Origin of the sequence: Burkholderia gladioli, assembly GCF_000959725.1 — a bacterium.
Classification (GTDB): domain Bacteria; phylum Pseudomonadota; class Gammaproteobacteria; order Burkholderiales; family Burkholderiaceae; genus Burkholderia; species Burkholderia gladioli.
This window is the reverse complement of sequence record NZ_CP009323.1, coordinates 874,285-887,074: the sequence shown is the minus strand read 5'-3', so window position 1 is coordinate 887,074 and position 12,790 is coordinate 874,285. Positions and strand designations below refer to the sequence as shown.

The 12,790-nt window shown below is 69.8% G+C and carries 12 protein-coding genes; 8 read left to right on the top strand and 4 right to left on the bottom strand.

The genetic code is table 11. From position 1 onward, the window contains the following. Window positions 1–265: 265 nt before the first annotated feature. From fba to BM43_RS20845, 5 genes are all read left to right on the top strand, one after another. Entirely contained in the window at window positions 266–1,330 is a 1,065-nt protein-coding gene (gene fba / locus BM43_RS20865) for a class II fructose-bisphosphate aldolase (RefSeq protein WP_013699245.1), read from the top strand. A gap of 122 nt (window positions 1,331–1,452) precedes the next feature. Continuing rightward, window positions 1,453–2,343, top strand: a complete 891-nt coding sequence (locus BM43_RS20860) for a phosphoribosylaminoimidazolesuccinocarboxamide synthase (RefSeq protein WP_036049358.1) — start codon at window positions 1,453–1,455, stop codon at window positions 2,341–2,343. A 44-nt stretch (window positions 2,344–2,387) separates the two neighbouring features. Beyond that, window positions 2,388–2,906, top strand: coding sequence for a 5-(carboxyamino)imidazole ribonucleotide mutase (purE, locus tag BM43_RS20855; protein ID WP_036049360.1), 519 nt, complete (start codon window positions 2,388–2,390; stop codon window positions 2,904–2,906). Window positions 2,907–2,989: 83 nt separating this feature from the next. Continuing rightward, entirely contained in the window at window positions 2,990–4,189 is a 1,200-nt protein-coding gene (locus tag BM43_RS20850; protein WP_013699242.1) for a 5-(carboxyamino)imidazole ribonucleotide synthase, read from the top strand. Between the two features lie 13 nt (window positions 4,190–4,202). Beyond that, complete coding sequence (locus BM43_RS20845; RefSeq protein WP_013699241.1) at window positions 4,203–5,258, top strand: L-threonylcarbamoyladenylate synthase; 1,056 nt, start codon at window positions 4,203–4,205, stop codon at window positions 5,256–5,258. A gap of 19 nt (window positions 5,259–5,277) precedes the next feature. Here BM43_RS20845 and BM43_RS40680 read toward each other — a convergent pair whose 3' ends face one another. Continuing rightward, the gene (locus BM43_RS40680; RefSeq protein WP_144417684.1) at window positions 5,278–5,574 is read right to left on the bottom strand and encodes a hypothetical protein; all 297 of its coding nucleotides are present in this window, start codon (window positions 5,572–5,574) and stop codon (window positions 5,278–5,280) included. On the opposite strand from BM43_RS40680, the gene BM43_RS20840 reads away from it, so the two are divergent. Further along, window positions 5,573–6,466 (top strand): NAD(P)H-binding protein, encoded by an 894-nt coding sequence (locus tag BM43_RS20840; RefSeq protein WP_036049363.1) that lies wholly within the window; start codon window positions 5,573–5,575, stop codon window positions 6,464–6,466. The genes BM43_RS40680 and BM43_RS20840 overlap by 2 nt on opposite strands. Before the next feature lie 106 nt (window positions 6,467–6,572). Here the strand turns inward: BM43_RS20840 and BM43_RS20835 are convergent, their stop codons facing one another. From BM43_RS20835 to dacB, 3 genes are all read right to left on the bottom strand, one after another. Continuing rightward, the gene (locus BM43_RS20835) at window positions 6,573–7,712 is read right to left on the bottom strand and encodes an SGNH/GDSL hydrolase family protein (RefSeq protein ID WP_017918737.1); all 1,140 of its coding nucleotides are present in this window, start codon (window positions 7,710–7,712) and stop codon (window positions 6,573–6,575) included. A gap of 33 nt (window positions 7,713–7,745) precedes the next feature. After that, window positions 7,746–8,711, bottom strand: coding sequence for a sterol desaturase family protein (locus BM43_RS20830; RefSeq protein ID WP_036049366.1), 966 nt, complete (start codon window positions 8,709–8,711; stop codon window positions 7,746–7,748). A 281-nt stretch (window positions 8,712–8,992) separates the two neighbouring features. Beyond that, window positions 8,993–10,555 (bottom strand): D-alanyl-D-alanine carboxypeptidase/D-alanyl-D-alanine endopeptidase, encoded by a 1,563-nt coding sequence (dacB, locus tag BM43_RS20825; protein ID WP_045577486.1) that lies wholly within the window; start codon window positions 10,553–10,555, stop codon window positions 8,993–8,995. Window positions 10,556–10,701: 146 nt separating this feature from the next. Between dacB and BM43_RS20820 the strand changes: the two genes are divergently transcribed. Both BM43_RS20820 and BM43_RS20815 read left to right on the top strand, forming a co-directional pair. Beyond that, on the top strand, window positions 10,702–11,364 hold the full coding sequence (locus BM43_RS20820) for a response regulator (protein WP_025096971.1): 663 nt from the start codon (window positions 10,702–10,704) through the stop codon (window positions 11,362–11,364). A 3-nt stretch (window positions 11,365–11,367) separates the two neighbouring features. Further along, window positions 11,368–12,681, top strand: coding sequence for an ATP-binding protein (locus BM43_RS20815; protein WP_036049370.1), 1,314 nt, complete (start codon window positions 11,368–11,370; stop codon window positions 12,679–12,681). Window positions 12,682–12,790: the final 109 nt, after the last annotated feature.

Here is a 12,790-nt window from a genome sequence, read left to right as displayed (position 1 = left end):
AATGCCCGGCTGCCCGGGTACGGAAAATGCCGCACGGCGGGCTCGATGCCCCCGCGCGGCTTTTTTTTGCATTTTTTCGTGGTACATGAAACGGAAGTCGTAACAAATTGCGGAATCCGCCCGGAAACGGAACTAAACGCAGGGCGCTTCGCGATAAAATGTCGCCCACTCGACGCTCGGCCGCAGGCGCCGCCCCGTGAATTCGCCCGGGACAGGCAGCCGCCGCCAACCAGGGCGCACCGGTTTTCATTCATGGAGTACCACAATGCCTCTCGTATCAATGCGTCAACTGCTGGACCACGCAGCGGAACACGGTTATGGCCTGCCGGCATTCAACGTGAACAACCTGGAGCAGGTGCAGGCGATCATGGCGGCGGCCGACGAGGTCAACGCGCCGGTGATCATGCAGGCCTCGGCCGGCGCCCGGAAGTACGCCGGTGAAGCCTTCCTGCGCCACCTGATCGAATCGGCGGTCGAGTCCTACCCGCATATCCCGGTGGTGATGCACCAGGATCACGGCCAGTCGCCGGCGGTCTGCCTGGCGGCGATCCGCAGCGGCTTCACCAGCGTGATGATGGACGGCTCGCTACAGGCCGACGGCAAGACGGTCGCCTCCTACGAGTACAACGTCGAGGTGTCGCGCAAGGTCGTCGAGATGGCGCACTCGATCGGCGTGACGGTCGAGGCCGAACTGGGCGTGCTCGGTTCGCTCGAGACCATGAAGGGCGACAAGGAAGACGGCCACGGCGCCGAAGGCACCATGACGCGCGAGCAACTGCTGACCGATCCGGAGCAGGCCGCCGACTTCGTCAAGCAGACCCAGTGCGATGCGCTGGCGATCGCGATCGGCACCTCGCACGGCGCCTACAAGTTCTCCAAGAAGCCTACCGGCGACATCCTGTCGATCGAGCGCATCAAGGAAATCCACGCGCGCATCCCGAACACGCACCTGGTGATGCACGGTTCGTCGTCGGTGCCGCAGGAGCTGCTGGCGGAAATCCGCGAATTCGGCGGCGACATGAAGGAAACCTACGGCGTGCCGGTCGAGGAGATCCAGGAAGGCATCAAGCACGGCGTGCGCAAGATCAACATCGACACCGACCTGCGCCTGGCGATCACCGGCGCGATCCGTCGCTACCTGTTCGAGAACCCGTCGAAGTTCGATCCGCGCGACTACCTGAAGCCCGCGCGCGAAGCCGCCAAGAAGGTGTGTATCGCCCGCTACCAGGCCTTCGGCTGCGAAGGCCAGGCCGGCAAGATCAAGCCGGTTTCGCTCGACAAGATCGCCGAGCGCTACAAGGCCGGCGAACTCGCCCAGCTCGTGCGCTAACATATCGGTTTGCCGCCCGGTGGTTCCGGGCGGTGCCGGCCGGAAGTCCAGCCGCCGTTCCCGCCTGTCGACGGGGAACGGCGTTTCCCTTTTTGTTTGGCCCCATTTTCTGCGAAACGACGATGTCTACCCTTTACGAATCCACGCTCCGTTCGCTGCCGCTCCTCGGTCGCGGCAAGGTCCGCGACAACTACGCGGTCGGCACCGACAAGCTGCTGATCGTCACCACCGACCGTCTGTCGGCGTTCGACGTGATCATGGGCGAGCCGATTCCGAACAAGGGGCGGGTGCTGAACCAGATGGCCAATTTCTGGTTCGACAAGCTCTCGCACATCGTCCCGAACCACCTGACGGGCGACGCCCCGGAATCGGTGGTGGCGGCCGACGAGGTCGAGCAGGTGGCCGGCCGCGGCGTGGTGGTCAAGCGCCTGGAGCCGATCCTGGTCGAGGCGGTGGTGCGCGGCTACCTGGCCGGCAGCGGCTGGAAGGACTACCAGGCGAGCGGCGCGGTGTGCGGCGTGGAGCTGCCGGCGGGCCTGCAGAATGCGCAGAAGCTGCCCGAGCCGATCTTCACGCCGGCCGCCAAGGCCGAGATGGGCCACCACGACGAGAACATCAGCTACGAGGAATGCGAGCGCCGCATCGGCACCGAGCTGACCGCCACCATCCGCGACATCTCGATTCGCCTGTACAAGGAAGCGGCCGACTACGCCGCCACGCGCGGCATCATCATCGCCGACACCAAGTTCGAGTTCGGCCTCGACGAGCACGGCAAGCTGTATCTGATGGACGAGGCGCTGACCGCCGATTCCTCGCGCTTCTGGCCGGCCGACGAATACCAGGTCGGCACCAACCCGCCGTCCTTCGACAAGCAGTTCGTGCGCGACTGGCTCGAGACGCAGGACTGGAAGAAGGAGCCGCCCGCGCCGAAGCTGCCCGACGACGTGGTCGCCCGCACCAGCGCCAAGTACCAGGAAGCGCTCGAGCGCATCACCGGCCAGACGCTGGCCTGAGCGCGCCGCGCGCCGTTCGCCGATAACGAAGGAAACGTCCCACGATGAGTGAAGTCAAGACCGCCCACACGCACAGCGCGCCGCTGATCGGCGTGCTGATGGGTTCCAGTTCCGATTGGGACGTGATGAAGCATGCCGTCGCGATCCTGCAGGAATTCGAGGTGCCCTACGAGGCCAGGGTCGTGTCCGCGCACCGCATGCCCGACGAGATGTTCGACTACGCGGAGAAGGCTCGCGAGCGCGGCCTGCGCGCGATCATCGCCGGCGCCGGCGGTGCCGCCCACCTGCCGGGCATGCTGGCGGCCAAGACCACCGTGCCGGTGCTGGGCGTGCCGGTCGCCAGCAAGTACCTGAAGGGCGTCGATTCGCTGCACTCGATCGTGCAGATGCCCAAGGGCGTGCCGGTGGCGACCTTCGCGATCGGCGAGGCCGGCGCGGCCAACGCGGGCCTGTTCGCGGTCTCGCTGCTGGCCGGCACCTCGACCGACTACGCGAACCGCCTCGCCGCGTTCCGCGTGCGCCAGAACGAAGCCGCGCACGCGATGGTGCTGCCGCCGCTGTAAGCGGCGCGGCCCCGAAGACTTTCCGGCATCACCCCGGCGGCGGGCAGCGAACCCCACGATGTCCGCCGCGACCGATCACTGACATGACTGCACACTCCACTCCGGTTTCACCGATCCTGCCCGGCGCCTGGCTCGGCATGGTCGGCGGCGGCCAGCTCGGCCGCATGTTCTGCTTCGCGGCCCAATCGATGGGCTATCGCGTCGCCGTGCTCGACCCCGACGCGAGCAGCCCCGCCGGCGCGGTAGCCGATCGCCACCTGCGCGCCGCCTACGACGACGAGGCAGCGCTCACGGAGCTCGCCGAACTCTGCGAAGCGGTATCGACCGAATTCGAGAACGTGCCTGCCGCCAGCCTCGATTTCCTGGCCCGCAGCACCTTCGTCGCGCCGGCCGGCCGCTGCGTGGCGATCGCGCAGGACCGGATCGCGGAGAAGCGCTTCATCGCCGCCTCGGGCGTGCCGGTCGCGCCGCACGTGGTGATCGAATCGGCCGAGGCGCTCGCCGCGCTGGCCGACGCCGAGCTGGACGCGGTGCTGCCCGGCATCCTCAAGACGGCGCGCATGGGCTACGACGGCAAGGGCCAGGTGCGCGTGGCGAACGCCGCCGAGGCACGCGCCGCGTTCGCCTCGCTGCGCGGCGTGCCCTGCGTGCTGGAAAAACGCCTGCCGCTCAAGTACGAGGTGTCGGCGCTGATCGCGCGCGGCGCCGACGGCCGCTCGGCCGTGTTCCCGCTCGCGCAGAACACCCATCATCACGGCATCCTGTCGCTCACCGTGGTGCCGGCGCCGGCCGCCGATGCCGCGCTCGCGGCCGCGGCACGGCAGGCGGCGGTGCGCATCGCCGATTCGCTCGACTACGTGGGCGTGCTGTGCGTGGAGTTCTTCATCCTCGAGGACGGCTCGATGGTCGCCAACGAGATGGCGCCGCGTCCGCACAACTCGGGGCATTACACCGTCGACGCCTGCTCGGCCAGCCAGTTCGAGCAGCAGGTGCGCGCCATGGCGCGGCTGCCGCTGGGCAACCCGCGCCAGCATTCGCCGGCCGTCATGCTCAACGTGCTCGGCGACATCTGGTTCGCCGATGCCGCGGGCGAGAGCGAGGCGCTCACGCCGCCGTGGGACCAGGTGGCCGCCATGCCGGCCGCGCATCTGCACCTGTATGGCAAGGAAGAGGCGCGCGTGGGCCGCAAGATGGGCCATGTGAACTTCACGGCCGACACGCTCGACGAGGCGCTCGAGGCCGCGCAGGCTTGCGCGAGCCTGCTGCGCATCCCGCTCGACTGAGGAGCCCGCCATCATGAGCCCGGACGTCCGTTCGACCGCCGCCTGGCCGATGCCGCCCGACGCCGCGATCGAGGAAGCCGCCACCAAGCTCGCGGCCGGCCAACTGGTCGCGTTCCCGACCGAAACCGTCTATGGACTCGGCGCCGATGCCGAAAGCCCCGAGGCGGTGGCGCGGATCTACGCGGCCAAGGGCCGGCCCTCGAATCATCCGGTTATCGTGCATCTGCCGCCCGGCGGCGATCCGGGCTACTGGGTCGAATCGCTGCCCGCCGACGCGCAAAAGCTGATCGACGCGTTCTGGCCGGGGCCGCTCACGCTGATCCTCAAACGCGCCGCGCATATCCCCGACGCGGTCAGCGGCGGGCAGGATTCGGTCGCGCTGCGCTGCCCCTCGCATCCGGTCGCGCAGCGGCTGCTGGCCGCCTTCAGCGCGCTGCGCGGTGGCCACGGCGGCGTGGCCGGCCCCTCGGCGAACCGCTTCGGCCATGTCAGCCCGACCACCGCGCAGCATGTGCGCGAGGAGTTCGGCGACAGCGTGCACGTGCTCGACGGCGGCGCGGCCGAGGTCGGCATCGAATCGACGATTCTCGACCTGTCGCGCGGTTTTCCTGCGCTGCTGCGGCCCGGCCATGTCACGCCGCAGCAGATCGCCGCCGTGCTCGGCACCGTGCCGCGCCTGCCCGACGGCAGCGATGCCACGGCGCCGCGCGCGTCCGGCACGCTGAAGGCGCATTACGCGCCGCGCACGCCGCTGGCGCTGCTGCCGTTCGATCGCCTGGAGCTGCTGCTCGATGCGGCCGCCGAGGCGGGCGAGCCGGTCGCGCTGGTCGCGCGGGCCTCGAGCGCGCGCGATTGGTCCACCGCGATCGGCGTGCACTTCGTCGCCGCGCCCGAGGATCCCCAGGCCTATGCGCGCGAGTTGTACAGCCTGCTGCGCGCGCTCGATCGGGCGCAGGTCACGCGCATCCTGATCGAGCAGTTGCCGGATACCGCCGAATGGGTCGCCGTCAACGACCGGCTCGGGCGTGCCGCCGCGGCATTCGAGCAGGGCGCCGACGAGGCGCACTGAGTTTTCGCCTCGGGGCGCGTCAGCGCCTCGTCTCGCTGCTGCCGTTGCGCGCGGGTTTCGCCCGCCGCGCCGGCAGGTCTTCAGTTTCTTCCCCGCGTTGCCCGGATGCGGCTCGCTGCGAGCCGCCTCGTCGATTCTTTCCTTCTTGATCTACCGCGCCTTCGCGGATGCCAGCGCGCCGCCTGACACGGTTCGGCGATGCCATGCTTGACACGCCGGAACGATCATTCCATGATTTGTGGAACGATCGTTCCGATGCCTGATGGGTGAGATCCCGGATCGATCCTTTCCCCATCATTTCGAAAGGAGTCGTCATGTCCATCCGTTCCGATTCCGGCGCCGCCCGGCCGAGCTTCGCCATCGCCGGCGCCACCGGGCGCGTCGGCGCCGAGCTGACGCGCCTGCTGGCCGAGGATCCGGTCGAGCTGCTTGCGCTCACGCGCCGTCCCGAAGCCGCCGTGCTGCCGGCCGGCGTGCGTGCCGTGGGCGTCGATTTCGAGCGACCGGCCAGCCTGCCCGCGACCTTGCAGGGCGTCGAGCGCCTGTTCATCGCGCAAGGCAGCTCGCCGAACCAGGTCGCCAACGAGATCGCGCTGATCGACGCCGCGGTGGCGGCCGGCGTGTGCCATGTGGTGAAGCTCTCGGCGATGGGGCCGGCCACGCGCCTGTATCCGATGGCCTGGCACATGCCGATCGAGGCGCACCTGGCGCGCCAGCCGATCGCCTCGACGGTGCTGCGGCCGTCCGCCTTTACCTCGCTGCTGCTGCGCGCCGGCCCGCTGGTGGCGGCGGGCGAGTGGGGCGGCGCGGTGGGTAGCGGGCGCACCAATTTCGTCGATACCCGCGACGTGGCCGCGGCCGCGCGCGCGGCGCTGTTCGAGGAAGTCGATGGCGAGTCGCAGCTCGCCTATCACCTGACGGGGCCGCGCGCCTGGACTGTCGACGAGATCGCGCGGGAGCTCTCCGGCCTGCTCGATCGCCCGGTCGCCTATGCGCAGCGCTCGCTGGCCGAGCAGCACGCGCTGCTGCTGGCCGGCGGCCTGCCGCCCTTCGTCGCGGACCTGCTGGTCGGGCTCGACCGGCTGATGCGCGCCTCGGGCATCGGCGAGACCACGCGCACGGTGGAGGAATTGACGGGACGTCCGCCGCGTTCGCTGACGGATTGGCTGCGCGAGAACCTGGATCGCTTCCGCCGGCCGGCGGCCTGATTCCGGCGCATCAAGGAAAAACGCCCGGCGCGTCGCGCGCCGGGCGTTCTTTTTCCGCTGCCGGACCGCCCAAATGCATCGAGCGGCCGGCCGGGGTGGGCGGGCCTTACTTGGTGACGCCGGCCGCCGCGATCTGCTGCTCGACGAACTGCGCGACCAGCGCATGCAGGCGCGTGGTCGGGTGCACCGTGTCGGCGAACATGTAGGTCTGGTCGGCGTTGGCCACCGTGTAGGTCTGCGGCGAGCAGAACAGCGAGGAGGCGAAGCCGCTCGGATTGGCCACCCCGGCCTTCGCGGCGGCCGCCGCCATGGCGGTCAGGTTGCAGGCCGTGCCGGTATTGCCGACCGTGAAGCCGTTGGCCTGGAAGTTCGCGCCGATGCCGTCCTGCCAGGTGTACACGTCCATCACCTTGACCTTGCTGGTGTCGACCTGCAGCGCGGCGAGCGTGGCGTTCAGCGTCTGGTTGAACAGGCCCGAGAGCTGGGTCAGCGCGGCCTGGGTGGCGGCGCCGCCGGCCACCGCCAGCGGCGTGGTGCCGATGTCGGGCATGTTGGCGACGAACACGTGGCTGGCGCCGGCGTTGGCGATCTGCGCGATGATCTGGCCGAACTGCTGGGCCGCCAGGCCGACCGCCTGCGCGGCCGCGACTTGGGCGGCCGGGGTATTGCCGGCCGCGGCCGCGACTTGCGCCTGGAACAGGATGTCGTTGGCGCCGCCGTTGATCAGCACGATCTGGTTGGCGTTGAAGCTGCCGTGCGCCTGCAGGTACTGCTGCACCTGGGTGGCGATCGGCGTGGTGGTGGCCTGGGCGAAGTCGGCGTTCGGCACCGAGGCGTCGGCGTGGCCGAGGCCCGGCTGCAGCGTCACGCGCGAGCCGCCCTGGGCGTAGCCCAGGCCGCCGGTGGCCTGCAGCGGGACCCCGAAGCCGCCTTCGTAGGCGGGCTTGAGCGTGTCGCCGAAGTATTCGGCCACCTTCTGGGTCCAGACCTCGCCCGGATTGGTGGTGAAGCGCCCGCCGCCGAAGCCGAGCAGGATCTGCGGCGAATAGGTGCCAGCGTCGGACAGGCTGTCGCCGAACGAGACGATCTGCTTCTGCACGCCGGCCGGCGGGGCGGCGGGCGCGGCGTTGTCGTCACCGCCGCCGCAGGCGGCGAGCAGCGCGAACGCCGCGCTCGCGATCGCGAGCTGCGCGCTGCGCTTCAGGCGGCTCGGCAGGCGGGGCGTGGCGGTGTGGTTCGGCTTCATGCATGCATCTCCTCGTAGATATGGCCAGTTTGTTTATGCGTCGTCGGACGCGTGGTGCCCGATGTCCGGCGGCACGGCGGCAGGTCGCCCCATGTCGTCCGGCCCCCTTCGGGCCGCGGCCGTCGCGGGTCGCAACGTGCCGGTAACCTGCGCATGATAAGCGCTCGCCCACTCGGGCGGCCCGAAAATCGCGCGCCACTTGTTGCGCGGGCCGTCGACGCGGATCGCGTCGGCCGCCATCGAGCGCCATTCGTGGAAGGTCGCGACCAGCGGGTTGTTCGAATTCAGCGGCTCGACGATGCCGTAGGCGGGCGGATCGCGCGGATCCTCCTCGACGTAGCTGCCGAACAGGCGGTCCCAGATCACCAGCACGCCGGCGTAGTTGCGGTCGATATAGCGCGGGTTGCGCGCGTGGTGCGAGCGATGGATCGAGGGCGTGTTGAGGAAGGTCTCGAGCCAGCCGAGCTTGGGGATCGCCTGGGTGTGGACGAAGAACTGGAAGGCCAGGTTGATCAGCACGATGCCGACGATCTGCTGCGGCGGGAAGCCCAGGAAGGCCAACGGCAGCCAGAACAGCCACATGCCGGCGATCGGGTACATCAGGCTCTGGCGGAACGCGGTCGAGAAGTTCAGGCGCTCGGAGGAGTGGTGCACCACGTGCGCGGCCCACAGCCAGCGCACGCGGTGGCTGGCGCGGTGGAACACGTAGTAGAGCAGGTCCTGCGCGATGAACAGGACCGCGAAGGAAAGCCAGCCGGCCTGCCAGTCCAGCAGCCGGTAGTGCGCGTAACAGAATGCGTAGATCGGGATCACCACCAGCCAGGCGAGCTTGTCGGCGCCCTGGTGCATCAACGCGAGCGCGGCGTTGCAGAGCGTGTCGCGCCAGGCGTAGATGTGATCGTTCGGTCGCGTGCGGGCCAGGTGCCACGCTTCCCAACCGATGCAGAGCAGGAACACGGGCGCCAGCGCGAGCAGCAGCAATTCGACATTGAATTGCATGGGCGTCTCCCCCTTTCGAGTCTGGTCGGCCATCGCCCCGGCTCGTCACGGTCCGGCCGGGTGGGATGGAGAGGAAAAGAGTACGCAATCGCCGCGCCCGGCGCGACAAGTTCAGTAGAGGGAGTGTTCGGGGGAGGGTTTGCCCGCAAGCCCCGCCGGGCCGGGCTCGGAGGCCGGGCGGCGGGATTGGGCGGCGCGGCGCGGTGGGCTGCCTGGGGCGCCCGGTCCGGATTCGCCGCGGCTTGCGGGAGCGGTCCGCAAGGGCGGCTTGGCGGGCAGGCTTACTCGGCGGCTTGCCCCGGGCCCGAGTAGACCCATTCGAGCAGCGCGTCGTGCGCGGCGCGCGCCGCGCTCGCGCGCGGATCGTTGATGAAGCTGACCACCACGTAGCTGTTGCCGTCGGCCGAGGCCACGTAGCCGGCGATGGCGCGCACGTCGCGCAGCGTGCCGGTCTTGATGTGGGCATTGCCGAGCACGGGCTGGTTGGTCAGGCGCCGCGCCATGGTGCCGTCCACCCCGACGATCGGCAGCGATTCGACGAAGGGCTGGGCCACCGGGCTGGCATTGGCGGCCTGCAGCAGCGCGGCGAGCGTGCGCGCGCTGACGTGCTCGTCGCGCGACAGGCCCGAGCCGTTGTCGAGCTGCAGCTCGGGCGCGGCGATGCCGCTCTTGTGGAGGAAGGACTGGATCACCTGCGCGGATTGATCGGGCGTGGCCGGCGGCTTGCCGACGATCGCGCCGAGCGACAGGAACAGGTTGCGCGCCATCACGTTGTTGCTGTTCTTGTTGATGTCGTAGACGATGCTCGACAGCACCGGGCCCTGATGGGTCGCGACCGGGCGCGCGGTCGTCGGCACCTTGCCCTCGACGATCGGTCCCGCGAAGCTGCCGCCCGTCGAGCGCCATAGCGCCAGGAAGCCCTGCGAGAAGAACTGCGAATGATCGAGCACGGCGATGTTGCTGGTGACCGGCCCGCATTGCGGCGGGAAACGGCCCACGAAGCTGGCCCTCAGCATGCCGCCGGCGTCCGTCGACAGGCGCGGGCGCGCCGCCGCCGAGGCCATCGCGCAGGAGCCGCCGGCCTCGTTCACCTCGTTGTCGATGCTCAGGTTGGCCAGCGGCGGCAGCACGTCGATCGCGACGTTGCCGCTGTCGGTCGGCGTGACCGTGAAGGACAGCGACTTGAAGGCGTAGAGCAGCGGGTCGGGGCCGACGTTGTAGGGCGCCTGGGTCTCGTCGTCGAAGGCGGGCAGGTCGCGCGTGGAGCTGGCGAAGAAGCTCTTGTCGAGCACCAGCGAGCCGTCCACGTTGACGATGCCGGCGCGCCGGATCCGGTTGACCAGGTCGATCAGTTCCTCGGGCACCAGCTTCGGGTCGCCGGTGCCCTTGATGTAGAGGTTGCCGTGCAGCGTGCCGGACGGATCGAGCGTGCCGTCGGCATAGGCGCTGGTGCGGTAGCGGTAGTCCGCACCCAGCAGCGACAGGCCCGAGTAGGTGGTGACCAGCTTCATGGTGGAGGCCGGCAGCATCGGCCGCTCGGCGTTCCAGGCCACCACCGGCGCGCGCGCGCCGATCTTCTCGACCACCACGCTGATGCTGGAGGCCGGCACGTGGGCGCGCTGCAGGCCGGCCAGCACCGAGGCCGGCAGGATGCCGCGCGCGGCTGCCACGGTGGCGGCCGGCGCCGCGGCGGCCGCGGCCGCGTGCTTGCCGGCGCGCGGTTTCTTGCGGGCCTCGGCCGGCGTGGCGACCGCGAGGGCCGCGCAGGCGGCGAGGACCAGGGCCGCGCGCGCGGCGCGGGCGGAACGGGGAAGGAAATCGGTCGGGCGGATGGTGTGGGTCATCGACGTGCAGGGGTAGTGCGGTGCCGGCTCGGTGGTGCCGGAGTGTGCACATTGTAGAGACAAGCATCGTCGCCGGGATGACGAAATGAACCGCGGCTGGGGCTACAATGGCCGGCATCGAATCTACTGCATCCAGGGTTGGCACGATGCGTATCCTGCTGGTCGAAGACGACAAGATGATTGCCGAGGGCGTGCGCAAGGCGCTCAAGGCCGACGGTTTCGCGGTGGACTGGGTCCAGGACGGCGAGGCCGCGCTGACCGCCATCGGAGGCGAAACCTATGACCTGATGCTGCTCGACCTGGGCCTGCCCAAGCGCGACGGCGTCGACGTGCTGCGCACCCTGCGCTCGCGCGGCCACGCGCTGCCGGTGCTGATCATCACCGCGCGCGACGCCGTCTCGGACCGCGTCAAGGGGCTCGACGCCGGCGCCGACGACTACCTCGTCAAGCCCTTCGATCTCGACGAACTGGGCGCCCGCATGCGCGCGCTGATCCGCCGCCAGTCTGGGCGCAGCGAATCGGTGATCCGCCACGGCGCGCTCACGCTCGACCCGGCCTCGCACCAGGTCACGCTCGACGGCGCGGCGGTGGCCCTCTCGGCGCGCGAGTTCGCCCTGCTCGAGGCGCTGCTGGCGCGGCCCGGCGCGGTGCTCTCGAAGAGCCAGCTGGAGGAGAAGATGTACGGCTGGGGCGAGGAGATCGGCAGCAACACGGTCGAGGTCTACATCCACGCGCTGCGCAAGAAGCTCGGCTCGGACCTGATCCGCAACGTGCGCGGGCTCGGCTACATGGTCGTCAAGGAATCGTAGCGCGTGAGGTCGATTCGCCATCAATTGCTGATCTGGCTGCTCGCGATCGTGGTCGCGGGCGTGGGTGCCGCGGGCTGGCTGATCTATCGCCAGGCGCTGGCCGAGGCCAACGAACTGTTCGACTACCAGCTCCAGGCGATCGCCGCGGCGCTGCCCTCGGAGCCCTTCTCGCAGGTGTTCGGCTCGCGCACCAACGGCGACGAGGGCATCGTGATCCAGATCTGGAACCGCAACGGCGGCCTGATGTACTTCTCGCATCCGCGTGCGCCGATCGCGCCGCGCGCCGAACTGGGCTTCTCCACCGAACGCACCGATCGCGGCGAATGGCGCGTCTACGGCGCAATCGTCGGCGACAACGTGGTGCAGCTCGCGCAGCCGCTGTCGGTGCGCAACCGGCTGGCCGCCAGCGTCGCGCTGCGCACCGTGTGGCCGCTGATCCTGCTGCTGCCGTTTCTCGGCGCGGCGGTCTGGATGATCGTCGGGCGCGGCATGCGGCCCTTGCGGCGCGTCACGCGCGCGGTCGAGTCGCGTCGGCCCGAGGCGCTCGACCCGTTGCCCGACAACCGTCTGCCGCAGGAAGTGCAGCCGCTCGTGCATGCGCTCAATGGCTTGCTGGCGCGCCTGGCAGCGGCGCTCGACACGCAGAAGGCCTTCGTCGCCGATGCCGCGCACGAGCTGCGCACGCCGCTGGCCGCGGTGCAGATCCAGGCGCAGTTGGTGGCGCGCGCGCAGGACGACGAGACCCGCCGCGAGGCGCTGGCCGACCTGCAGAGCGGCGTCACGCGCGCCACGCGCCTGGCCGAGCAACTGCTCGCGCTGGCGCGCTCCGAGCCCGACGGCGCCACGGTGCGCGAGCCGGTCGCGCTGGCCGACGTGCTAGCGCATTGCGTGAGCGCGCAGGCGGTGGTCGCGCAGAAGCGCAACATCGACCTCGGCATCGAGGAGGCCCAGCCGGCCATCATCGACGCCGATATCGGCGCGCTGCGCGTGATGCTCAACAACGTGCTCGACAATGCCGTGAAGTACACGCCGGATGGCGGGCGCATCGACGTCTCGCTGAGCTTCGACGAGGGCCGCGCGCTGGTGCGGGTGGCCGACAGCGGCCCCGGCATTCCGCCCGAGGAGCGCGAGCGCGTGTTCGACCGCTTCTACCGCGACTCCTCGGCGCGCATGCGCACCGACGTGTCCGGCAGCGGCCTGGGCCTGGCGATCGTCAAGCGCGTGGCCGCCCAGCAGCGCGCCACCGTCACGCTCGGCGAATCGCCTGCGGGGGGCTTGCTGGTGGAGATCGCGTTTCCCGGCGCGCGTCTCGCCTGAAAGCCATTTGAAGGCCGTGTGGCCAGGGTTTGCGATCCGCCCCCGATTCTGTTAAGCCTCCTTTAAGACAGTGCCTTTACGCTGCGAACCAACAACGAGGAGGTAGAAC

Coding starts and splice junctions, on each gene's coding strand:
- BM43_RS20845 (WP_013699241.1), top strand. CDS start 4,203: ATGAGCCCGGACGTCCGTTCGACCGCCGCCTGGCCGATGCCGCCCGAC.
- purE (WP_036049360.1), top strand. CDS start 2,388: ATGAGTGAAGTCAAGACCGCCCACACGCACAGCGCGCCGCTGATCGGC.
- BM43_RS20840 (WP_036049363.1), top strand. CDS start 5,573: ATGTCCATCCGTTCCGATTCCGGCGCCGCCCGGCCGAGCTTCGCCATC.
- BM43_RS20830 (WP_036049366.1), bottom strand. CDS start 8,711: ATGCAATTCAATGTCGAATTGCTGCTGCTCGCGCTGGCGCCCGTGTTC.
- BM43_RS40680 (WP_144417684.1), bottom strand. CDS start 5,574: ATGACGACTCCTTTCGAAATGATGGGGAAAGGATCGATCCGGGATCTC.
- BM43_RS20850 (WP_013699242.1), top strand. CDS start 2,990: ATGACTGCACACTCCACTCCGGTTTCACCGATCCTGCCCGGCGCCTGG.
- BM43_RS20860 (WP_036049358.1), top strand. CDS start 1,453: ATGTCTACCCTTTACGAATCCACGCTCCGTTCGCTGCCGCTCCTCGGT.
- dacB (WP_045577486.1), bottom strand. CDS start 10,555: ATGACCCACACCATCCGCCCGACCGATTTCCTTCCCCGTTCCGCCCGC.
- BM43_RS20820 (WP_025096971.1), top strand. CDS start 10,702: ATGCGTATCCTGCTGGTCGAAGACGACAAGATGATTGCCGAGGGCGTG.
- fba (WP_013699245.1), top strand. CDS start 266: ATGCCTCTCGTATCAATGCGTCAACTGCTGGACCACGCAGCGGAACAC.
- BM43_RS20835 (WP_017918737.1), bottom strand. CDS start 7,712: ATGAAGCCGAACCACACCGCCACGCCCCGCCTGCCGAGCCGCCTGAAG.